Origin of the sequence: Corynebacterium evansiae (assembly GCF_027570065.1) — a bacterium.
In the GTDB taxonomy this organism is placed as follows: domain Bacteria; phylum Actinomycetota; class Actinomycetes; order Mycobacteriales; family Mycobacteriaceae; genus Corynebacterium; species Corynebacterium evansiae.
The window spans coordinates 129,179-151,086 of record NZ_JAKMUT010000006.1 but is presented as its reverse complement, the minus strand read 5'-3'; the positions used below and the strand labels follow the sequence as shown (position 1 = coordinate 151,086).

The 21,908-nt window shown below is 62.2% G+C and carries 17 protein-coding genes and 1 tRNA gene; 10 read left to right on the top strand and 8 right to left on the bottom strand.

The genetic code is table 11. From position 1 onward, the window contains the following. The first annotated feature begins 97 nt into the window (after window positions 1-97). Window positions 98-2,419, top strand: a complete 2,322-nt coding sequence (locus L8V00_RS07760; protein WP_269944684.1) for a HelD family protein — start codon at window positions 98-100, stop codon at window positions 2,417-2,419. A 26-nt stretch (window positions 2,420-2,445) separates the two neighbouring features. Here the strand turns inward: L8V00_RS07760 and L8V00_RS07755 are convergent, their stop codons facing one another. Continuing rightward, window positions 2,446-2,880, bottom strand: a complete 435-nt coding sequence (locus L8V00_RS07755; protein ID WP_005295751.1) for a universal stress protein — start codon at window positions 2,878-2,880, stop codon at window positions 2,446-2,448. 10 nt (window positions 2,881-2,890) lie between these two features. Beyond that, window positions 2,891-5,038 carry an excinuclease ABC subunit UvrB gene (gene uvrB, locus L8V00_RS07750; RefSeq protein ID WP_070489119.1) on the bottom strand — a complete coding sequence of 716 codons (2,148 nt, stop codon included), beginning with the start codon at window positions 5,036-5,038 and terminating at the stop codon, window positions 2,891-2,893. An 86-nt stretch (window positions 5,039-5,124) separates the two neighbouring features. Between uvrB and L8V00_RS07745 the strand changes: the two genes are divergently transcribed. Further along, window positions 5,125-6,069, top strand: coding sequence for a YdcF family protein (locus tag L8V00_RS07745; protein ID WP_070489116.1), 945 nt, complete (start codon window positions 5,125-5,127; stop codon window positions 6,067-6,069). A 4-nt stretch (window positions 6,070-6,073) separates the two neighbouring features. Here the strand turns inward: L8V00_RS07745 and coaE are convergent, their stop codons facing one another. Together coaE and L8V00_RS07735 are read right to left on the bottom strand one after the other, a co-directional pair. Beyond that, window positions 6,074-6,658: a dephospho-CoA kinase gene (gene coaE, locus L8V00_RS07740; protein ID WP_070489113.1), complete on the bottom strand. Its 585-nt coding sequence runs from the start codon at window positions 6,656-6,658 to the stop codon at window positions 6,074-6,076. Between the two features lie 16 nt (window positions 6,659-6,674). Next, window positions 6,675-7,031: a hypothetical protein gene (locus L8V00_RS07735; RefSeq protein ID WP_070489111.1), complete on the bottom strand. Its 357-nt coding sequence runs from the start codon at window positions 7,029-7,031 to the stop codon at window positions 6,675-6,677. A gap of 61 nt (window positions 7,032-7,092) precedes the next feature. On the opposite strand from L8V00_RS07735, the gene L8V00_RS07730 reads away from it, so the two are divergent. Then, window positions 7,093-8,349, top strand: coding sequence for a DUF4185 domain-containing protein (locus L8V00_RS07730; RefSeq protein ID WP_070489108.1), 1,257 nt, complete (start codon window positions 7,093-7,095; stop codon window positions 8,347-8,349). Window positions 8,350-8,419: 70 nt separating this feature from the next. Here the strand turns inward: L8V00_RS07730 and L8V00_RS07725 are convergent, their stop codons facing one another. Continuing rightward, entirely contained in the window at window positions 8,420-9,736 is a 1,317-nt protein-coding gene (locus tag L8V00_RS07725; RefSeq protein ID WP_034985060.1) for an acetyl-CoA C-acetyltransferase, read from the bottom strand. Between the two features lie 200 nt (window positions 9,737-9,936). On the opposite strand from L8V00_RS07725, the gene L8V00_RS07720 reads away from it, so the two are divergent. Both L8V00_RS07720 and L8V00_RS07715 read left to right on the top strand, forming a co-directional pair. Next, on the top strand, window positions 9,937-11,283 hold the full coding sequence (locus tag L8V00_RS07720; protein ID WP_269944683.1) for a 3-oxoacyl-ACP reductase: 1,347 nt from the start codon (window positions 9,937-9,939) through the stop codon (window positions 11,281-11,283). A gap of 44 nt (window positions 11,284-11,327) precedes the next feature. Next, window positions 11,328-12,257, top strand: coding sequence for a MaoC family dehydratase (locus tag L8V00_RS07715; protein ID WP_005295766.1), 930 nt, complete (start codon window positions 11,328-11,330; stop codon window positions 12,255-12,257). A gap of 172 nt (window positions 12,258-12,429) precedes the next feature. Here the strand turns inward: L8V00_RS07715 and rpsA are convergent, their stop codons facing one another. Continuing rightward, window positions 12,430-13,896 carry a 30S ribosomal protein S1 gene (gene rpsA / locus L8V00_RS07710; protein ID WP_005295768.1) on the bottom strand — a complete coding sequence of 489 codons (1,467 nt, stop codon included), beginning with the start codon at window positions 13,894-13,896 and terminating at the stop codon, window positions 12,430-12,432. 262 nt (window positions 13,897-14,158) lie between these two features. Between rpsA and L8V00_RS07705 the strand changes: the two genes are divergently transcribed. After that, window positions 14,159-15,064 carry a DUF368 domain-containing protein gene (locus L8V00_RS07705; RefSeq protein ID WP_269944682.1) on the top strand — a complete coding sequence of 302 codons (906 nt, stop codon included), beginning with the start codon at window positions 14,159-14,161 and terminating at the stop codon, window positions 15,062-15,064. An 18-nt stretch (window positions 15,065-15,082) separates the two neighbouring features. On the opposite strand, the gene polA is transcribed toward L8V00_RS07705, so the two are convergent. Continuing rightward, window positions 15,083-17,662, bottom strand: coding sequence for a DNA polymerase I (polA, locus tag L8V00_RS07700; RefSeq protein ID WP_269944681.1), 2,580 nt, complete (start codon window positions 17,660-17,662; stop codon window positions 15,083-15,085). Window positions 17,663-17,737: 75 nt separating this feature from the next. On the opposite strand from polA, the gene L8V00_RS07695 reads away from it, so the two are divergent. The 3 genes from L8V00_RS07695 (at window position 17,738) to L8V00_RS07685 (ending at window position 18,939) form a co-directional block, all read left to right on the top strand. Beyond that, a tRNA-Leu gene (locus L8V00_RS07695) sits at window positions 17,738-17,811 on the top strand. Window positions 17,812-18,155: 344 nt separating this feature from the next. Then, window positions 18,156-18,425: a hypothetical protein gene (locus L8V00_RS07690; protein ID WP_049049408.1), complete on the top strand. Its 270-nt coding sequence runs from the start codon at window positions 18,156-18,158 to the stop codon at window positions 18,423-18,425. 31 nt (window positions 18,426-18,456) lie between these two features. Beyond that, the gene (locus L8V00_RS07685; RefSeq protein ID WP_080971917.1) at window positions 18,457-18,939 is read left to right on the top strand and encodes a hypothetical protein; all 483 of its coding nucleotides are present in this window, start codon (window positions 18,457-18,459) and stop codon (window positions 18,937-18,939) included. Between the two features lie 744 nt (window positions 18,940-19,683). On the opposite strand, the gene L8V00_RS07680 is transcribed toward L8V00_RS07685, so the two are convergent. Further along, window positions 19,684-20,709, bottom strand: coding sequence for a DUF349 domain-containing protein (locus L8V00_RS07680; RefSeq protein ID WP_269944680.1), 1,026 nt, complete (start codon window positions 20,707-20,709; stop codon window positions 19,684-19,686). 230 nt (window positions 20,710-20,939) lie between these two features. On the opposite strand from L8V00_RS07680, the gene L8V00_RS07675 reads away from it, so the two are divergent. Beyond that, window positions 20,940-21,857, top strand: a complete 918-nt coding sequence (locus L8V00_RS07675) for an ECF transporter S component (RefSeq protein ID WP_269944679.1) — start codon at window positions 20,940-20,942, stop codon at window positions 21,855-21,857. The last annotated feature ends 51 nt before the right edge of the window (window positions 21,858-21,908 follow it).

The window sequence follows — 21,908 nt, the reverse complement described above, 5'->3', positions numbered from 1 at the left end:
TACCAGGGGTTCTTTGCTATCGAAAGCATCGCGGAGGGAGTAAACTAGCGTGCTCTATACCTAACACCCCACACGCAGAAGGGAATCCCCACCCACCTTGTCGCCCACCGACGACATCGCTGCCGAGCAGCACTACCTCGACGACCTCCTAGAACGGGTAGACCAGGCCCGCGAGAAGCTGGAACAGCGGCTCAAGGCTGTCCGCCTGGAGGCCGATATCGACGACCCACAGGGTTTGATGGTGCGCGACCGCGAGGCACGCGACATTGCTCAGCGCCTGGATTCCTACTCCGCGGCAGAGGTTGGCCTGATGTTCGGGCGCATCGACGTGGAGGATGCGGAGGCGGAGAACCCCGTCCCCGGAAACGAACACCTGGATCGCCGATACATCGGGCGCATCGGCCTGTACGATGACGACGAGCAGATGCGGACCCTGCTGATGGACTGGCGTGCTCCCCTGGCCCGCCCCTTCTACCTGGCCACCACCCTACGCCCCGACGGGGTACACACGCGGCGGCACATCACCACCCGTGGTCGGACGGTGCGCAGCGTGGCAGACGAACAGCTATCCACCACGGCAGGACCGACCGATGCGGTAGGTACTGGGCCGCGAGGTGGCGTCGCCAAAGAAGAAGCGCTACTCGATGCCGTCAATAGGGCGCGCACCGCGTATATGCAGGACATCGTAGAGACGATCGCGGCGGAGCAGGACGCGATCATCCGCGCGGCACACCGTGGCGTGACCGTGGTTCAGGGAGCGCCTGGAACCGGCAAGACGGCCGTGGCGCTGCACCGGGCAGCGTACCTGCTGTACACATGGCGCGAGCAACTCGATAACACAGGTGTGCTGATCATCGGCCCTAACGACCGCTTCCTTTCCTACATTTCGCAGGTTCTGCCTTCGCTGGGCGAAACCGGCGTGGTGCTGGCAACCCCCGGCACCCTGCTGCCGAACTTGCACACCGTGCCGGAAACGAACCTGCTGGCGCGCGAGGTCAAGGGATCGGCGGAGATGCTGACGATCCTGGGCGATGCGATCAAGACGTACCAGACCGTGCCGGAAGACAGCATCGACATCAGCATCGACGGGCTCAACGTGCAGCTCACGCCGAAGATGGTGCGGGCGGCCAGGACTCGCGCGCGCCGCTCCCGCAAGCCGCACAACCATGCGAGGGCGGCCTTCCTGGACCACGGGCTGAATTCGCTGGCGGAGGCTCTGGGCGAGAGCATCGGCGCCGACCCGCTGGGAGGCGAGAACCTGCTGGGCAAGGGCGACATCGCCACCCTGCGCGAGGAACTCGGTGCGGATCCGGCAGTCGTGGACGCACTCGGGCAATTCTGGCCCGAGCTGCGCCCCACCCAGGTGCTGGAACGGCTATACGCGGACCCGGCGGCCATCGCCGTCGACTACGACGAGGACACGTGGCGCGGCCTGGCCGCCCACTCCAGCGGTGAATGGACTGACGCCGACGCGCCACTCATCGACGAACTAATCGACATGCTGGGCTATGTCTCCGACGAGGAGACCGCCGCCGAGGAGCGCGAGCAGTGGTTGGAGAAGATCACCGAGGCGCAGGAGGCACTGGACATCCTGACCGGCTCGGCCAGCCAGGACCTGGACGATGGCTTCGCGCCCGAAGTGCTGATGGCCTACGACGTTATCGACGCCGAAACGCTGGCCGCCCGCCAGCGAGTCCGCGACCACCGCACGACTGCCGAACGCGCGGCAGCCGATAGCCGGTGGGCGTTCGGGCACGTGATTGTGGACGAGGCCCAAGAGCTCAGCGAGATGGCCTGGCGGATGGTGTTCCGCCGCTCGCCGAATAAGTGGATGACTTTGGTGGGCGACCCGGCGCAGACCGGCAATCCAGGCGGGGTGGATAGCTGGGCGGAGGCGCTCTCCCCCTTCGTGGCCGACCGCTGGCAGCTGCACCAGCTGACGGTGAACTACCGCACCCCGAAGGACATTGCGGACCTAGCCGCGCCACTGTTGCACGAGATCGACCCCTCCCAGCCTTCTCCCCTAGCCCTGCGCGAATCGGGCACCGGGGTGCGGTACGTGCCGGTTGAGGGCGCCGATCTTGGTTCAAAGGTTCAGGCCGCGGTCGAGCAGGCCCGGGAACTCACGGGTGAAGCTGGCCTGATCGGTGTGATTACTGCGGACCCTGCGCGCCTAGAGGACGTTGTGACGGAGCAAGTAGCGGAACAGAGCGAGTCCATGACGGACAAAGCGGGCGCGGAGGTTGTGCTTGTGGATACCGCCGCCGCGAAGGGGCTGGAGTTCGACGAGGTGATCTTGGTCGAGCCGGCGGACATTGTGGAGAGCTCCCCCCAGGGGCTCAACGACCTCTACGTGGCCATGACTCGCGCCACCCAGGGCCTGACGGTCGTACATGCCCGCCCGTTGCCCTGGGATTAGCCGGGGCTAGCGCGGATCAGGAAGGGCTAGTCCCTGGTGCCGACGGTGTGGACGATCATCACGTCGCACTCCGCCTGGCGCGCCGCATCGGCAGGCACGCTGCCCAGCAGGCGCCCGGTCAGCGAGTTAATGCCACGGTTGCCGACGACCAGCAGGTCCGCCTCCTCGCTCTTGACGATGCTCATCAGCGCCTCCACCGGGTCGCCTTCCTTCAGCACCGCGCGGACCTTCTTGGCCCCCTCGCCTTCGGCCTCTTTTCGTGCGGACGCCAACACCTCAGCCGCAGACATCTCCCCGTCCACCGCAGTGGTCTGCTTAGTCGCGGTATCCGCGTGCTCCCCCACATACGCGCTGGCCAGGACGAGCTCCGCGTCCATGGCGGCGGCTACGCCCGCGGCGCGTCGCACTGCTAGAAAAGAAGATTCCGACCCATCGGTTCCGACCACGACTGTGTTGTACATAACTCTAATATTACAACCCAGCTTCGATCATGCCCCGGAGTTCCTTTTTTAGGTCCGCGATTTCGTCGCGGAGGCGGCCGGCGAGCTCGAACTTCAGCTCCTTCGCCGCGGACTTCATCTGCTCTGTCATCTCCTGGATCAGCTTCTCCAGCTGCGGGCGTGCCATGGGTTCGTCGCTGGAACCGCGCACCAGCGCCCAGTCGGCCTCGGGCGATTCACCTCGCCCGCCGGAACTGGAGTCGGCGCCGGCGCCGCCTGCGGCGTCCGCACCAGACTCCGCTTCGAGCTCCGCGACCTGGTCCAAGATATCGGCGATCTTCTTGCGCAAAGGCTGCGGGTCAATGCCGTGCTCTTCGTTGTAGGCGATCTGCTTGGCGCGGCGGCGCTCGGTCTCGTCGATGGCGTACTGCATCGAGTCGGTGACCTTGTCGGCGTACATGATGACCTCGCCGGAGACGTTACGGGCTGCACGGCCGATGGTCTGGATCAGCGAGCGTTCGGAGCGCAGGAAGCCCTCCTTGTCCGCATCCAGGATCGCCACCAGCGAGACCTCCGGCAGGTCAAGGCCTTCACGCAGCAGGTTGATGCCCACGAGCACGTCGAACTCGCCCAGGCGCAGCTGGCGGAGCAGCTCCACGCGCTTGAGGGTATCGATGTCGGAGTGCATGTAGCGGACCTTCACGCCGTGCTCCAGCAGGTAGTCGGTGAGGTCCTCGGCCATGCGCTTGGTCAGGGTGGTGACCAGCACTCGCTCGTTCTTCTCGGTGCGCTGGCGGATCTGTTCGATCAGGTCGTCGATCTGGCCTTCGGTCGGGCGTACCTCCACCTTCGGATCTACCAGGCCGGTCGGGCGAATGACCTGTTCGACGTACTCGCCCTGGGCTGCGGCGATCTCGTAATCGCCGGGAGTGGCGGACATGTAGACGCACTGGCCCTTGCGGTCGTCGAACTCCTCCCACGTCAGCGGGCGGTTATCCAGCGCGCTCGGTAGGCGGAAGCCGTGCTCCACCAGGTTGCGCTTGCGAGACATATCGCCTTCGAACATGCCGCCGATCTGCGGGACAGTCACGTGGGACTCGTCGATGATGGTGAGGAAGTCCTCGGGAAAGTAATCGATCAGGGTGGCGGGCGCGGAACCGGCGGCGCGGCCGTCGATGTGGCGGGAGTAGTTCTCGATGCCACTGGTGAAGCCCACCTGCTGGATCATCTCCAGGTCATATTCGGTGCGCATGCGCAGGCGTTGGGCCTCCAGCAGTTTGCCGCGGTTTTCCAGCTCCTCCAGACGCTGTGCCAGTTCTTCCTTGATGGCCTGCATCGCCTTTTCCATGCGCTCCGGGCCGGCCACATAGTGGGTGGCCGGGAAAATGCGCAGTTCGTCGACCTGGCGAATCACGTCGCCAGTCAGCGGGTGGATGTAGTACAGCGCATCGATGTCATCGCCGAAGAACTCCACGCGCACCGCCAGCTCCTCGTAGGCCGGAATGATGTCCACCGTGTCGCCCTTCACGCGGAACGTGCCGCGGGTAAAGGCGACGTCGTTGCGGGAGTATTGGATATCCACCAGCAGACGCAGGAACCGATCGCGCTCGACCTCCTCGTCGACCTTCAAGACCACAGAACGGTCCAGGTAGGACTGCGGAGTGCCGAGGCCGTAGATGCAGGAGACCGAGGACACAACCACCACGTCCCGGCGCGACAGCAGCGCGGAGGTCGCGGAGTGGCGCAGGCGCTCCACGTCTTCGTTGATCGACGAGTCCTTCTCGATGTACGTATCCGTCTGCGCGATATACGCCTCCGGTTGGTAGTAGTCGTAGTAGGAGACGAAGTACTCCACCGCGTTGTTCGGCAGCAGGCTGCGCAGTTCGTTGGCCAGCTGGGCGGCCAGCGTCTTATTCGGCGCCATCACGAGGGTGGGGCGCTGTTCCTTCTCGATCAGCCAGGCGGCCGTCGCAGACTTACCCGTACCGGTGGCACCCATCAGCACCACGTCGCGTTCGCCGCGGTTAAGGCGCTGGTGCAGCTCTTCGATCGCCTTCGGCTGGTCGCCGGCGGGCTTGTAGTCGCTGATGACTTCGAACTTCGCATTCGAGCGTTCGACCTCCCCCACGGGGCGGAACTCGGAGTACGACAATTCGGGACGTTCTGCTGCAAAGGCCATGCGCACCAGTCTACTTGCCGCCCCGGACAACCCCCTTCGCCCCGGCTGCCCAGCGCCTTTGCCGGTGCCGCTCTAAGGTAAGTCACATGAAGCTTTCCTCCCGCACTCGCGCCGCTATCGCCCCTGTCATCGCTCTTTCACTCTTGGCTACCCCCTCTGCCGTCGCCGCACCTGCACCGTCTGTGCCCGCCGTCCCGCCGATCGTTGCCGGTTCTGCGCCGATCGGCCCCAACACCGTCGTTATTCCTGGCGAGCTGTTGCCGGTAGGCCCCAGCGGTGCGCGTACTGCTCGTACTGTTGATGACGCCTACTCCGCGGCCGCCATCGCTGCCCAGTATCTGAACCAGAATCCACGCCCGGCGTTGGATCGGCTCTCCCCCGCCCGGCGCACCGAGGTCAGCCACATCCTGAAGGTCTTGGAGGCTCCTGTGAAGGCTCCTTGCAAGGCCACCAGCCCGCGTGCAACCGTAGTGGTGCTGGGTAACGGGCTAAACGCGGATGGTTCCGTGCACCCCAACCTGCAGCGCCGCTTGGAGGTTGCCCGCGATTATGCGTTGAAGCACCCAGCCAGCCCGATCATCACCTCCGGCGGCAAGACCGAGCACGGGCACGTGGAGGCCGAATCGATGAAGCGGTGGCTTGTCCGCGCCGGAATCTCCCCGCAGCGCATCCACGTGGAGGGCAACTCCTGGTCCACCATCAGCAATGCGTGGCACAGCGCGAAGGTGTTCGGAAAGATGAACGAGCAGGCCAAGAACGCTCCCCACGGCAATCCGCTGCCGCGCGAGCTGGTGATCGCCACTACTGATAGCCACCTGCACCGTGGCGTAAGCGACTACCGCATTGCTTTCGGACCGCGCACCACTGTCTACGGCCTGGCCTCCAAGTCCGATCCCGTGCAGCAGCGAAACCTGGCCAAGGAGCGCACCTCCCGTTACCGCGACGCGGTGGGGCTATTCATTTTCCCGGAGACAGTTGTGGCTGACGGTCTGCCGCCGATCTTCGGCGCTGGCATCCCCCGCTTCTGGTAGGGCTCTAGAGGCCGGCCCAGAAGTCGTCGACCTGCTCGAGTAGCTGTTCCACGGTTCCGGAGTTATCCAGAACCGTGTCTGCCACATTGAGGCGGGTCGCGCGGTCGATCTGGGCGGCAATTCGGCGGCGGGCGTCATCCTCGTCCAAACCACGGTGCTGCACTAACCGGTCGATGCGCAGCTCGTCGGGAGCATCCACCACCAACACGTGATCGACCTTGTCCACCTCACCGTTTTCGATGAGCAGCGGCATGTCGTAGACGAGCACCTGCGCGCCGGACTCCCTCCCCTGCTTAAACAGTTCCTCGGTGCGGGCGCGGATGCGCGGGTGGGTGATCGCGTTCAGCTTCTCCGTCGCCTCCGGCGTGGCAAAGGCCTGCCGGGCCAGCTCCGCCCGGTTTAACGTGCCGTCGGGGTTCAGCACCCCGTCAAAGGCCTCCGCCAGCTCGGCCAATGCTGGCTGACCTGGTTCGACGATCTCGCGCGCCACCAGGTCGGCGTCAACAATAAAAGCACCGAGCTCCGCCAACCGCGAAGAGACGGTTGACTTGCCCGATCCGATTCCACCAGTCAGCCCAATTGTGATCATGAGGCCATGCTAGCGCCTAGAGCGAGCCGACCAGAGTGTTTCCGGCCAGGCGGCACTGGTAGTAGCTGGCGGCAAGGTTGCCGAACTCCATGCGCAGGCCGTTGGCCTTGTAGATATCCTGCTCGGCGACTGCTTCGTCCCACTGCTTACGGACCTCTTCGATTTGCTGGTCCAGCTTCTGGCAGGCCTTCGGCACGCGCGAAGAGCTGCCCAGGCCGCTCGACGCAGGAGCCTTGGGGGTCTCAACGGTCGGCAGAGGCTGGAGGGTCTCGGGTGCGGAATCAGCGTCCGCGGCGCCAGCGATACCCGCAGCGCTGGACAGAGTAAGAACAGCAGCGACGGCGATGGAAGCAATGCGAGAGGAATTAGCCATAGCCGAGAATATAGCGGAGCTCGGCGGGCGCCGCAGGGCACTGTATGCAAATATAACTTGCATGCATAAGATTCCCGCCTCTCGCCGCTCGCTTGCCGCTACCCTGACCGCCGGTTCGATCCTGGCCACCGCCACCGCCGTGACCGCCCTGTCTACGGGGCACGCCGCGGCGGATCCATGCTGGACCTACGCTCCCACCACCAGCGATGGGTTGGCCGCCAGCAGCACCGGGTCGCTAGCCGGTAGCCTTGGCCAACCACAGTGGCTGACCGGCAAGCCCGAGGGCATGCCGAAGGTCACCGGTAATACCGAGGCAATGCACATGCTCACCGGCCGCTTCAGCCCCGACCGCACCGACAAGACGGGTTTGAGCTCCACAGACCTGGGCATCATGTGGGATTCCGGCGATGGGCGCGTACTGGCAGCGTTCGGTGATTCCTTCCGCTGCGGTGCCGGAAACAACGGCTGGCACTCCAATGCTCTGTACGAAACCGACGATATGGATCCCTCCAACGGCATCCACTTGGGTGGTCCTGCTACGGGGGCGGACTCCGAGGAGTTCCTGCCTGAATCTCTAAAGATCGACGGTGTGGAAAAGACCATCATCCCGACCGCAGGCATCGAGGTAAATGGTGCGCAGTACGTGGACTTCATGTCCGTGCGCGACTGGGGGCGCCCGGGACAGTGGCGTACGAACTACGCCGCGACGGCGAAATCCACAGATGGCGGGAAGACTTTCTCCGTGGTGCCGGACTCCTACCGCACCAGCTCCGTGGCTTCTAAGGACAGCCGCCTGCCGGACTTGCCAGCACACAGCCGTGGCAACGACTACTTCCAGATGACCGCCTTCGCCAAGGCACCGGAGGGCTCCGCTGCGGGCGACGACGGCTACGTGTACGTCTACGGCACCCCGTCGGGGCGCTCCGGCCAGGCGCGCTTGGCACGCATTAGCGAGGCAGAGTTCCCCGATTTCAGCTCTGCAGAGTACTGGGACGGCAGCGGCTGGACCTCCCGCATGGACGCCGCAAAGCCGGTGCTCGACGGGCGGGTCTCCGAGCTATCCGTGCAGTACAACGAGCACCTCGGCAAGTGGTTGGCACTGTACGAATCCACTCAAGGAATGGTGCTGCGCCAGGCCGATAGCCCAGAAGGGCCCTGGAGCAGCGCGAAAACGCTGATCTCCAGGGCCCAGGTGCCGGATATCTACGGCGGGTATATGTACCCACACCAGACCGATGGGGACTTGTACTGGGTGGCCACCTCGTGGCACAGCTACAACGCGGTGGTGTACAAGACCGATCTGTCGAAGGTGTTCTAGCGGCCGGCGGCTCGCGGCCGCTGGCCGCTAGAAGCTAGCAGCTAACTAGCAGCTAGCGGCTAGCGGCGCTTTAGCGCTCGATGATGGCGACGATACCCTGACCACCTGCAGCACAGATGGAAACCAGGGTGCGTCCGCCGCCGTTTTCCTCCAGCACCTTCGCAGCGGTGGCGATGATGCGGCCGCCGGTAGCGGCGAACGGGTGGCCAGCAGCCAGGGAGGAGCCCTTAACGTTCAGCTTCGCGCGGTCGATGGCGCCCAGGGCGCCATCCAGGCCCAGGCGCTCGCGGCAGTACTCGTCGGACTCCCAAGCCTTCAGGGTGGCGCAGGTCTGGGAGGCGAAGGCCTCGTGGATCTCGTAGAAGTCGAAGTCCTGCAGGGTGAGGTTGTTGCGCTTCAGCAGGCGCGCAACCGCGTAGGTCGGGGACATCAGCAGGCCGTCCGGGGTCATGCCGTCGCGGCCGTTGATGAAGTCCACAGAAGCAACCTCGGAGTCCACCAGGTATGCCTTGACCGGGATGTTGTGCTCTGCGGCCCACTCCTCGGAGGAGATCAGGACTGCGGAAGCACCGTCGGTCAGCGGGGTGGAGTTACCGGCGGTCATGGTGGCCTTGGTGCCGTGCTGCTCGGCATCCTTCTTGCCGAAGACCGGCTTCAGCTTGGCCAGCTTCTCCACGTTGGAGTCCGGGCGCAGGTTGGTATCGCGCTGCACGCCCAGGTACGGGGTGATGAGGTCCTCGAAGAAGCCCTCGTCGTATGCCTTGGCCAGCTTCTGGTGGGACTCGGCTGCCAGCTGGTCCTGCTCCTCGCGGGTCAGGCCGAATTCGCGGGCGGTGATGGCCGCGTGGTCACCCATGGAAAGGCCGGTGCGGGGCTCGCCGTTGTTCGGCTGCTCCGGGGCTAGCTGAGAGGGGCGGATCTGGCCGACGAGCTTCAGGCGGTCGGTGGTGGTCTTCGCGTTGTTCAGCTTGATCAGGGTCTTCCGCAGCTGATCGTTAACAGCCAGCGGTGCGTCGGAGGTGGTGTCCACGCCGCCGCCGATGCCGGACTCGATGCGGCCCAGGGCGATTGCGTCTGCAACCTGTACAAGGGCAGCCAGGCCGGTGCCGCAGGCCATCTGCAGGTCGAAGGCCGGGGTGGTGGAGGACAGTGCGGAACCGAGGACGGTCTCGCGAGTCAGGTTGAAGTCGCGGGAGTGCTTCAGAACGGCGCCGGCGACGACCTGGCCCAGCTCCTCGCCCTGCAGGCCGTAGCGTGCGACCAGGCCATCGATGGCGGCGGTCAGCATGTCTTGGTTAGACGCGTTCGCGTACTCCTTGTTGGAACGGGCGAACGGGATGCGGTTGCCGCCCAGGATGGCGACCTTGCGGGGTGCTCCGTTAGTCATATTTTTGTGTCACTCCATCGAAGAATGTGAATTGAAAGAACGTATTCCTACACGGTGTGCTCGATCACACCGTATGGTTATACATGAGAACATACATTGTCTCGGCAACGCGCGTGTGCGTATCGCCAACAAGACTTGTATATTTCGCGCCGAATTGCCACCCACTGTGGCGAAAATATAGACATGAGGAGTTAAAGCTAGTGCCTGAAAACCAGGATGCATACCTGAAGTTCATCAACTCGGACCTCGGCAAGAAGATCTCCAAGCAGGCTGGCCTGCCGGTACCGACGAAGCTGCGTCGTTACAAGGAGGGCGAGCCCGCACTGGACGGCCGTGTTCTGCTGGGCGGTTCCGGTCGCCTGGTTGGCCGCATCGAGGAGCTGCTCGCCGACGACTACAAGGTCTCTACCTCCGCTGGCGATAACAAGTACGCCGGTCTGGTTTTTGACGCCACCGGCATCACCAAGCCGGAAGACCTCCGCCAGCTGTACGACTTCTTCCACCCGGTCATGCGCCAGCTGCAGCCCTGCGCTCGCCTGCTGGTCATCGGCACCACCCCGGAGCTGATTGACAACGCTGACGAGCGCATCGCTCAGCGTGCCCTGGAGGGCTTCACCCGCTCCGTCGGTAAGGAGCTGCTGCGCGGCGCCACGGTCCAGCTGGTGTACACCGCCCCGGACGCTTCCGCCGACCTCGCTGGCCTGGAGTCCACCCTGCGCTTCGTCCTGTCCGCCAAGTCGGCCTTCGTGGACGCTCAGGTTATTCGTGTTGACGCCCAGTCCGCGACCGCCCCGGCCAACTGGGATAAGCCTTCCGAGGGCAAGATCGCCGTGGTCACCGGCGCTGCCCGCGGCATCGGCGCCACCATTGCAGAGGTGCTGGCTCGCGACGGTGCGAAGGTCATCTGCGTGGACGTTCCGCAGGCTGGCGAGGGCCTGGCAGAGACCGCCAACAAGGTTGGCGGCACTGCCCTGCCACTGGACGTCACCGCCGATGATGCCGCTGAGAAGCTGAAGGAGCACGCGGAGGCTCGCCACGGCGGCCCGATTGACATCATCGTCCACAACGCCGGCATCACCCGCGATAAGCTGCTGGCCAACATGGATGAGGGCCGTTGGGATTCCGTCATCGCCGTCAACCTGGCTGCGCCGGTGCGCATCACCGAGAAGCTGCTGGATAACGGTGGCCTGGCCGACAACGGCCGTGTCATCGGCGTGGCTTCCATCGCCGGTATCGCCGGTAACCGTGGCCAGACCAACTACGGCGCCACCAAGGCCGGCGTGATCGGCTTCGTGGATTCCTTCTCCGAGAAGCTGGCTGACCGTGGCATCACCGTCAACGCTGTGGCTCCGGGCTTCATCGAGACCCAGATGACCGCCGCCATCCCGTTCGGCACCCGCGTCGGTGGCCGTCTGCTGTCCTCCCTGCAGCAGGGTGGCGAGACCGTGGACGTCGCCGAGACCATCGCCTACTTCGCAGCTCCGGCTTCCCAGGCTGTCACCGGCAACGTTGTCCGCGTGTGTGGCCAGGCAATGCTGGGCGCCTAAGACGAACCCCGTCAAGCGAACTGTAGAGAAAGGAGCCACGACCAGTGGTTGACTACAAGAAGCTGGATTCCATCCCAGTGCTGATGGACGAGTACCGCAACGCCGTCAAGGATGTTGTTCCGGGCGTGGGTAGCCCCCGCAGCGCCAAGGACAATCCGAAGACTGCGTTCAAGGTTGAGGGCGTCAAGATCAAGGTGCCGGAGCTGGCTGCCTACAACGCGGCAACGGGCCTGCGACTTCGCAACGAGCTGCCGATCACGTACCCGTACGTGCTGAGCTTCCCGATTGTCATGAAGATCCTGACTGCATCGGACTCCCCCGTTAATGCCGTGGGCCTGGTGCACCTGACCAACCGCATCGAGCAGACCCGCGACCTGACCGTGGACGACGTGCTGGACATCCGCGTGCACGCGGAGAACCTGCGTCCGCACACCAAGGGTGTGCTGCTGGATGTCGTTACCGTCGTCTCCGTCGACGGTGAGGACGTTTGGAAGCAGACCAGTGGCTTCCTGTCTAAGGGTGCGAAGCTTTCCAGCTCCTCGCCTTACAAGGACAAGCAGCCGACCGACGGCCGCATTCTGGAGCCGGTTGAGTTCGATGAGTACGACGCGACCCCGTCCGCAAAGTTCCGCGTCACCCCGGCGGACATCCAGGAGTACGCGCAGGCTTCGGGTGATAAGAACCCGATCCACGTCTCCAGCGTTGGCGCGAAGGCATTCGGCTTCCCGGCCGTCATTGCGCACGGCATGTGGTCCGCTGCCACGATGCTGCGCGGCCTGGAGGGCTTGCTGCCTTCCGCTGCACGTTTCAGCGTGGAGTTCGCCAAGCCTGTTACGCTGCCGACCACCGTGGCATTCTTCGCCGAGGCTGCGGGCGACAAGGCCTACCCGCGCCCCAGCGAGTGGGATCTGCAGCTGCGCAAGGCTTCTAAGCTGAAGACCCTGCACGCTGTGGGCAAGGTCGAGGCGTTGTAAAGCACGCCTAGCGCTACACGTCTAGATCAAGGGCGCGCCACCGGAGAGCAACCGGGAGCGCGCCCTTTCTTTGTGTCCGCTCCAAAAAACAGAATCAACCCCCGGCCTCCCAGCAAAGGGAAGTCGGGGGTTAGTCGCTTAAAGCTCTACCGAGCTAGCAGTGTCGAGTGGTTTACTCGCCGCCGGCCAGCTTCTCGCGCAGAGCAGCCAGCTGCTCATCGGAAGCCAGGGTGCCAGCGTCCTGAGCCGGCGCCTCGGAGGAAGCCGGTGCGGACTCGGTCTGAGTCTCGGAGGAGTAGCCACCCTCGCCGTTTGCAGCGGCCTCGGCAGCTGCGGCGCGGTTGCGCTCGATCTGAGCGGTGTGCAGGCGGTGGCGACGCTCGGACTCTGCGTAGCGCTCCTCCCATGCCTGACGCTGCTCGTCGTAGCCCTCGAGCCACTCGTTGGTCTCCGGGTCGAAGCCCTCCGGGAAGATGTAGTTGCCCTGCTCGTCGTAGGAGTCAGCCATGCCGTACTTGGACGGGTCGAACTCCTCGGTGTAGTCCTCATCAGCCTGCTTCAGGGACAGGGAGATGCGGCGACGCTCCAGGTCGATGTCGATGACCTTGACCATTGCGTCCTGGCCAACGCCAACAACCTGATCCGGAACCTCGACGTGGCGCTCGGCCAGCTCGGAGATGTGAACCAGGCCCTCGATGCCCTCCTCGACGCGGACGAATGCGCCGAACGGAACCAGCTTGGTGACCTTGCCCGGCACGATCTGGCCGATGGCGTGGGTGCGTGCGAATACGCGCCACGGGTCCTCCTGGGTTGCCTTCAGGGACAGGGACACGCGCTCGCGGTCCAGATCCACATCCAGAACCTCGACGGTGACCTCGTCGCCGACTGCGACAACCTCGGACGGGTGATCGATGTGCTTCCAGGACAGCTGGGAGACGTGAACCAGGCCGTCGACACCGCCGAGATCGACGAATGCGCCGAAGTTGACGATGGAGGAGACAACACCCTTGCGGACCTGGCCCTTCTGCAGCTGGTGCAGGAACTCGGAGCGGACCTCGGACTGGGTCTGCTCGAGCCATGCGCGGCGGGACAGCACAACGTTGTTGCGGTGCTTGTCCAGCTCGATGATCTTGGCCTCGATCTCCTGGCCGATGTAGGGCTGCAGGTCGCGGACGCGACGCATCTCCACCAGGGAGGCGGGCAGGAAGCCGCGCAGGCCGATGTCCAGGATCAGGCCGCCCTTGACGACCTCGATGACGGTACCGGTGACCGGCTCCTCGTTCTTCTTGAGCTCCTCGATCGTGCCCCAAGCGCGCTCGTACTGTGCACGCTTCTTGGACAGGATCAGGCGGCCTTCCTTGTCTTCCTTGGTGAGAACCAGAGCGTCGATCTCGTCGCCGACCTCAACAACCTCACCCGGGTCAACGTCGTGCTTGATCGACAGCTCGCGGGAAGGGATGACACCCTCCGTCTTGTATCCGATGTCCAGCAGGACCTCGTCGTGATCGACCTTGACGACGGTGCCCTCGACAATGTCACCATCGTTGAAGTACTTGATGGTGGAGTCGACGGCAGCGAGGAAATCCTCAGCGGAGCCAATGTCGTTAATGGCTACCTGAGGGACGTTGTTGGTGGGCATATGTTGAATGTCTTTCGGAACGAATAGAAATAGAAGATGGACAGTTACTCTAGTTCTGCAAACCCTGCTTTTTGACGCCACCACCAGCGTCAATTACCTGGCGGTTAGCCTCTAGTAGCTCCACGTGGGGGCGTCCTAAAGAATCAAAAAGGGGGCGCACAACGGGCATAACGCTACACGACCACAGTGAACAGCGCAAACATGGGCTTTCGGCCGCGAGTTGAGGCGGGGTTGTCGGGGGCGTGCAGTACGATAGTGCGCGATGAAGATACTGCAAATATTAGTAAATATGGTCCGCGGCGGGTTGATTGGCATGGCCGAGCTCGTCCCGGGCGTTTCCGGCGGCACGATCGCGTTGGTTACCGGCGTGTACGAGCGCGTCCTGCACCAGGCGAACCTTTTCCTGGATGCCACGAAGAAGCTGCCGAAAGATCGCAAGGCCGCGTTTGCCCAGTACAAGACGCTGGACTGGATGCTTTTGATACCAATGGTGGTCGGCATGGGTGCCGTTGTACTGTCCCTGGCTGGCGTGATGGAAAGCTTCGTTACGGACAAGCCGGTGCACTCGCGCGCGCTGTTCTTCGGTATGGTGCTGCTCTCCCTGACCGTGCCGATTGGCATGACAGATAAGGAGGACGCGCGCCGGCGGCTGCCGATGGCGATCCTCGGCTTGGTTGTAGCGGCAACGGCCACGTTCTTCCTGACCGGCGTTACCAGTGCCCCGCAGTCCGACCCGAACCTGCTGTGGGTTTTCGCGGCTGCGGCGATTGCAGTGTGTGCGCTAGTGCTGCCGGGCGTATCCGGCTCCTTCTTCCTGCTGGCCGTGGGCCTATACTCCGCGACGATGGCGGCGGTGGATGATAGGAACCTGGTCTACCTGGGCGTGTTCTTCCTGGGCGCGATCACCGGAATTGTGTGCTTCGTGCGTCTGCTGGAGTACCTGCTTAACAACCACCGCACCATCACGCTGTTTGTGATGACGGGCCTGATGCTGGGCTCCCTGCGTGCGCTGTGGCCGTGGCAGGACGGGGATGCGAACCTGCAGGCGCCGGGCGAGCACCTGGGCGCCGCCATCGGCCTGTTCCTGCTGGGCGCGGTGATCGTCGTGGCGATGCTGGCAGCCGAGAAGGCCTCGAACGCAAAGGCCACGCAGGCAGACGCTAGCTAACCCGGCTGGCGCGCGCGACTAGTGCGCTGCCAGGTCCCAGTTATCGCCCGTGCCGGCGGAGACATCCAGCGGCACGCGCAGCTGGGCGGCGGCATCCATTTCCCGCTCGACTAGCTCGGTGATCTGCTCCAGCTCGCCGGGCGCAACCTCCACCACGAGTTCATCGTGGACCTGCAGCAGCACGCGGGAAGCCAGCTGCTGGCGGGTGATCTTCCGATCCACGCGCAGCATGGCCAGCTTGATGATGTCCGCGGCCGTGCCCTGGATCGGCGCATTGAGGGCGGCGCGCTCGGCATTCTCCCTGGTCACACGGTTAGAGGAGTTCAGCTCCGGCAGGTAGCGGCGGCGGCCGTAGAGAGTCTCCGTGTATCCGGTCTCCTTGGCAACTTCCACCACGTGGTCGAGGTAGCGCTTCACTCCGCCGAAACGCTCGAAGTAGTTGTCCATGATCTTCTTGGCCTCCCCCGCGCTGATCTTCAGCTGCTGGGATAGGCCAAAGGCGGACAGGCCGTAGACCAGGCCATAGCTCAGCGCCTTCACCCGGCGGCGCAGTTCCGGGGTGACCTCATCGACCGGGACATCGAACACGCGCGAGCCGACGTAGTTGTGCAGGTCCTCGCCGCTGGCGTAGGCCTCGATCAGGCCCGCGTCCTCCGACAGGTGCGCCATCACGCGCATCTCGATCTGGGAATAGTCGGCGGTCAGCAGAGTCTCGTAGCCCTCCCCGACCGTGAATGCGGCGCGGATCTTGCGGCCGGCGTCGGTGCGCACGGGGATGTTCTGCAGGTTCGGGTCGGAGGAAGACAGACGGCCCGTCGCCGCGCCCTTCTGGTTGAAGGTGGTGTGGATGCGTCCGTCGTCGCCCACAGCCTCGATAAGTCCGTCGATGGTGGACTTCATCTTCTGATACTCGCGGTGGGCCATGAGGTGTCCCAGGAACGGGTGGTTGGACTGGGCGGCCAGTTTCTCCAGTTCCGCGGCGGCCGTAGAATACCCGGTCTTGGTCTTCTTCGTCTTCGGCAGGTCGAAGGTCTCGAACAGGACCTTCTGCAGCTGCTTCGGGGAGGAAAGGTTGAGCTCCGGCTCCCCCGCCAGCTCGCGGGCGGCGGCGATCTCCTCGTTAAGGCGCGCGCCGTAGTCGTCGGAGAGTTCCTGCAGCGCTGCGTCATCCACAGCAATGCCGGCGTGCTCCATGGCCGCCAGGATCAGGGCCAGCGGGACTTCCAGGTCGAAGTACAGCTCGGACTGGCCGGCAGCCTCGATCTCTGGAGTAAGGGCCTTCACCAGTTCGGCGACAGCCTGAGCACGTTCGGGGCCGGTGGCATTGTCCGACAGTTCGTGGCCCACGTGGCGCTGCACGACGTCCGCCAGGCCGAGCGTACGCACGTCGGGGCGCAGCAGATACGCCGCCAGGGACGTGTCATGTTCCACCCCGTCAAGCTTTAAGCCTTGATTCTGTAGCGTGTGATATGTCTGCTTGGAGTCATGCAACCACTTTGTGGCCTGCGGGTTGGCCAGCCACTCCGCCAGCGCCTTCTCATCCTTCGGGTCCACGTCGGCGAGGTCCTGAACGATGGCAACGTTGTCGCGGTCCAGCAGGGTCAGCTGCTCGCCATCCACGTCCACCACCGTGCCGCGGGTGCGCTTCTTCAGCCACGCCCCCAGCTTCCCCGGCTGCGGCTCCTCCACCGTGACGGGGATAGCTGCACTGTCGGCGAACTCCACGCCCATGATCTTGAATGCCCTATTGCGCAGCCCCGTGCCAAACTGCAGCTCCTCGAACATGCCGAGCGCCTCGTTGGGATCGATGTCGTGGGGACTGAGGGCGTCCAAATCATCAACGAGCTTAAGGTCCCGCACCATTTCCGTAATGTCGCGCGCGAGCACCACATTGTCGATGTTTTCGCGCAGGTTGGCGCCGACCTTCCCGCCGATGTCATCCATGTTGTCGATCACGCCTTGCAGGCTGCCGTACTTGGCGATCCACTTCTGCGCGGTCTTCGGCCCCACCCCGGGCACGCCGGGCATGTTGTCGGAGGTATCGCCGCGCAGCGCCGCGAGGTCCGGGTACTGGGTGGGGGTCACGCCATACTTTTCTTCGACGGCCTGCGGGGTGAAACGATGCAGCTCAGAGACACCCTTAAGCGTGTACAGCACCGTCACATCCTCGGTGACCAGCTGCAACGAATCGCGGTCGCCGGTGCAGATCAGCACGTCCATGCCATCCTTCGCACCCTCGGTAGCTAAGGTCGCGATGATGTCGTCGGCCTCGTAGGACTCTTTATCTAGGGTCGTGACGCCCAACGCTTCGAGCGTGCGACGAATCAGCTCGATCTGGCCCTTGAACTCCTCGGGCGTGCTCGGGCGCTGCGCCTTGTACTCCGGGAAGGATTCCTCGCGGAATGTGGGGCCGGACAGGTCAAACGCGGCGGCCACATGGGTGGGCTGTTCCTTATCCATGAGGGTGAGGAACATGCCTAAGAAGCCATACACCGCGTTGGTGTGCTGGCCACCAACGGTGGAGAAGTTGGCTGCGGGCAGGGCGTAGAAGGCGCGGAACGCCAACGAATGCCCGTCGAGGAGAAGGAGTTTAGCCATGCGCTCAACTCTAACGGAGTGCGGTTTTGGTTGGCTGAAAGGCCGTGGCGTATTATGCTCCGGTAAGCACTTATCGCCCCAGTAGCCCAATTGGCAGAGGCAACGGATTCAAAACCCGTCCAGTGTGAGTTCGAGTCTCACCTGGGGCACAATTTCACCCCCGCCCGCGACCAGCATAAATGCTGGTCAGGCAGGGGTTTCGCTTTATTTAAGAGTCGGAGCGTTCTCACGCTCGACGCATAACAGGGTCAGTTCCGGCTTTCTTAGATGCAGACTGACTCGAGGTAGCCGGTATCGGTGTGCGGCCGTGCGGAGGCGTAGCGACACTCCCCTTTTGTTCACATTCTGCTGGTTGGCATTCCTCGAAGAGTTCCAGCACTGATTGATGAATGTTTCCAACAAGCAAACGGAAGCAGACTCACACGATCGAACAAGCCACAAGACATAGAAACTAAGGTTCTTTTAAGATTTGCGTCATGATATTCTTACCCGCATGGATCCGAATCCCCTTTCGCAGCTTAAGTCGGCTCAAGCGCAGCCGTCGATTTCTGCTTTAGATGTCCAACGTGTCCGCCGTCAACGCAGACTCGCACAGACAGAAGAAGAGTACAGTGCCGTACGCGCTCAGATGCGGGATCTAGCCGGTGAACTACGTTCGACCCCAGTGCGTGATACCAAGCTGATGAGAATCGCAGGCATCATGATCATTGTTATAGGAATCATTACTGGCACACTACTCATCTACGGCGTTTACCTGCTATAACCAGATTTCCCTTACAAGTGGAGGCACTCTTATGGCGAGCAATTCTTCCGATACGAATACCAAAGGCTCTTCCAGATATCAGGGCTTAATTATCACAGTCATATTGTTGACATTTCTCTGTGCATTTAATTTTTTTAAGCCTACCGTTATAGTTTTGGCTTTCATTGTGATCCTTGGGTCTGTCACAATTGGAGCCTTCCGCATTCTTCACTCTTATTCGGCTGGAGACGCTAAATCTCACGCTATTTCAGGTGAAATTGAGCTGATGAGCAATGATGCTTCGTTTGACATCTCTGAAGAACTCATTATTTGGGATAAGCTGAAATACACTAAGGGTATCGATACGAGAATGGAAGGTCAGGATAGCGACATTGAAGACATTCATCGCAGACTTGTAATTGCCCGCGAGGAGCTAGCTCAAGCGACCACGCCAGCACACCGCATTGAAGCAGTTCTCGCTGCAGATTCAGTTCTCGCAATTGCACGAGAACTTCGTAAACCAGCGCAATCCTGATCTATTTCTATCGTCCCGCCCCAAGCTATTCGGTTGGAGAACCACGCGAGCAGGGGCACTACCTTTTGAAAGACCCAGAAACTTGAACCTTCGGAAATCGCTTGTAGCTACCCTCGCAATTCCTCTACTCGGCCTAGCCGCCTGCTCCAGCCACGAAGACGCCCCCGCCTCAAGCAACTCTTCTTCCGCAAACAGTTCATCTTCAGAGTCCGCGAAAGAAACTACAACTGCCCCGGCGAAGGAATCCACTCCAACATCGTCTCCGCCAGTCGCAGCCACTACGCCCACACCTCAACCAACCGCGGCAGAACCCTACGTTATTGAGTGCCTACCCGGCACCCCTGGGCCTTCCCGCATGTCGGACGGCACCGTCCAGAACACAGAGTATTGCGGCAACCAACCCGGAGCTGCCGAATATCTTGAAGCGGAACGCAACGCAGGACTCGCCCCTTCCGAAATCCCCTATGCAAACGGTGGAACCTGCCCTGCTTACAAATGTGGATACGGAACCGCACCCGACGGAACCCCAAACCGGAGCAGCGGCGAAATCCAATTCGAGTACGGTTGTCGTGAGGGCTATATCGATCCTCAACAGTGCGCGGCAGCCGGATATTAGTAACCGGCCAAGCTCTGCTCGGTCAGATCGCCATGCAACTCGTTGAAACGTAGGCGTCAATAAGAAAAGAGCCCCACCCCGCCCGCGACCAGTGTAAATGCTGGTCAGGTGGGGTTTTCTTTAAAGCACTATTTGCGATTGCGCAAGCTGGATAAGCGTCTATATAGCTTGTCCAGCTCCTCACGTTGGATCCGCTGCCACTGTTCAGCCTTCGCGATGCGCTCGTTCTGCTTCGACGGCAATAACCAGCTGCGCCCCTGGGAGCGCACCTTTTCATAGTGCGCGTCTGCGTCCCGTACCGCCTGCTCTTTGTCCCTGATGGCCTGCTCAAGGTGCCTGATTGCATCCGTATTGTCTTTCGGCCTCCATGCTGGGTCATCTTGAATGGCCGATCGAGCACCTTTTCCACTCGCCCATTGCTCTTGGCCCTGTGCGAATTGCGCATCACGTCGTGAGTAGAAGCGATCCTTAGCAGCCCAGAAGCGGCGATTTAACTCTTCCCGATCTTCTTTCTTAAGCGGCCCACGCTGATCTCTCCATACCTGCAATAGCGCCCGCATATCGTTGCTCATGCTTCGCGGATCGGGATGATCTGCTATGAATTCCGCTTGTTGCACCAAGCGCAGCCTGTCATTTTTGTTCAGCTCCATCTGGGTAGCTAGTTGCTCCCAGTGACGCTTCGAATTCTCATAGAACTCGTTACGAGCAGCGTAATACTGGTCATTCAGCAGTTGGTTTTCCTCCCGCCCAGCAAATCCAACTGACTTCCATTCCGAATGCAGCGTCTTAACCCTCTGCCCAGCTTCCCGGAAGTCCTCAACCCCGAGGAGCGACTGCAGTTCAGAAATTATGCGCCTTTTCTGCGCAGCATTATCCCGTGCTTCAATGTTGAGGCGCTCATAGTACTGGTTCCGACGGTCGTAGAAAGCACTGCGCGCCTGGGAGAACTCATCCCATAAGCGCTGGTTCTGGTCTTTACCCGCAAAACCTGCATTCTTAAATTCCGATCCCAGCTGCTTCATACGAGCTCCCGCCGATCGAAAGTCGTCACTATGAGCCAGTTGTTGAGCCTCTCTAACCAAGCGCTCCTTTAGACCCGCTGATTTTCGAAACTGCTCCTGTTTCGCCTGCCAATCGTCATTCTTCCAGCTCATAGCTTTAAGGCTAGCGAATTAAGAGCCACTACAGCTCGTCCTGCTTGGTTGGATCGTCACGCAACTCGTTGAAATGTAGGCGTCAATAAGAAAAGAGCAGCACCCCCGACATGCCGCGACCATCACCAAACCCGTCGGGCTCGAAGGTTGTCCGTTAATATAAGTCGCGAAGAAATCACGCAGCCCTTTCTTAAGGGGTGCTAAGACAGATTCTTGACGCGAGGAGAACCATGACGGACGAGAACTTCGGTTCCAACAACCCGGCCACCAACGGCAACAACGGTGCACCGCAGCAGCCGCAGGGCCAGGACTGGAACCAGAACCCCTACGGCCAGCAGAGCCCGGCACCGCAGCAGCAGGGCCAAAACGCATATGGCGCTCCGCAGCAGGGTGCACAGAACGGCTACGGCCAGAACAACTTCCAGAACCAGCAGGGCTTCAACGGCCAGAACCAGCAGAACGGCCAGGGCGCGCAGTTCGACATCAGCAAGTACCTGGACTTCTCCAACAAGTCCGTTCTGTGGCTGGTATGCGCAGCGGGCGCCGCTCTGATCAGCTTCATCGGCAGCTTCATGCCATGGGGTAAGGTCACGGTTCCGTTCTATGGCACCGTCACGGTCTCCGGCACCGACGGTGACGGCATCCTCACCATGTTCCTGTCCCTGATCGTCATCGGCGGAATTGCAGCCTACCTGTTCGTAGAGCAGCTGGCCCAGAAGTGGTGGCGCGCCATTCCGGTGATCGCCATCGGTGCCATCCTGCTGCTGATCTCCATCATCGACTGGGCCAGCATCGGCTCGAAGGCCGGCGATTTTGACGAGGACGTTGTAAAGGTGAGCGTTGGCGCAGGTCTGATCCTGATCCTGCTGGCTTCCATCGCCATCATCGCCTTTGGTGTACTCGCACTGCTGAACGACCGCAAGAACAACCCGCAAGCTCCGAAGCAGGCTTTCGCGCAGCAGGGGTACGGCCAGCAGAACTACGGCCAGCAGAACTTTGGTCAGCAGGGCTACGGCCAGCAGCCGCAGAACAACTTTGACCAGAACAGCTACGGCCAGAACAACTTCGGCCAGCAGCCGAACCAGGGCTGGCAGGGCAACGCTCCGCAGAACCCGCAGGACCCCCAGAATCCGCAAAACCCGCAGTAGTCTAAACGACTAAAACGGCACCACAGCTGCCCCTGTTCTTTAACATTTAAA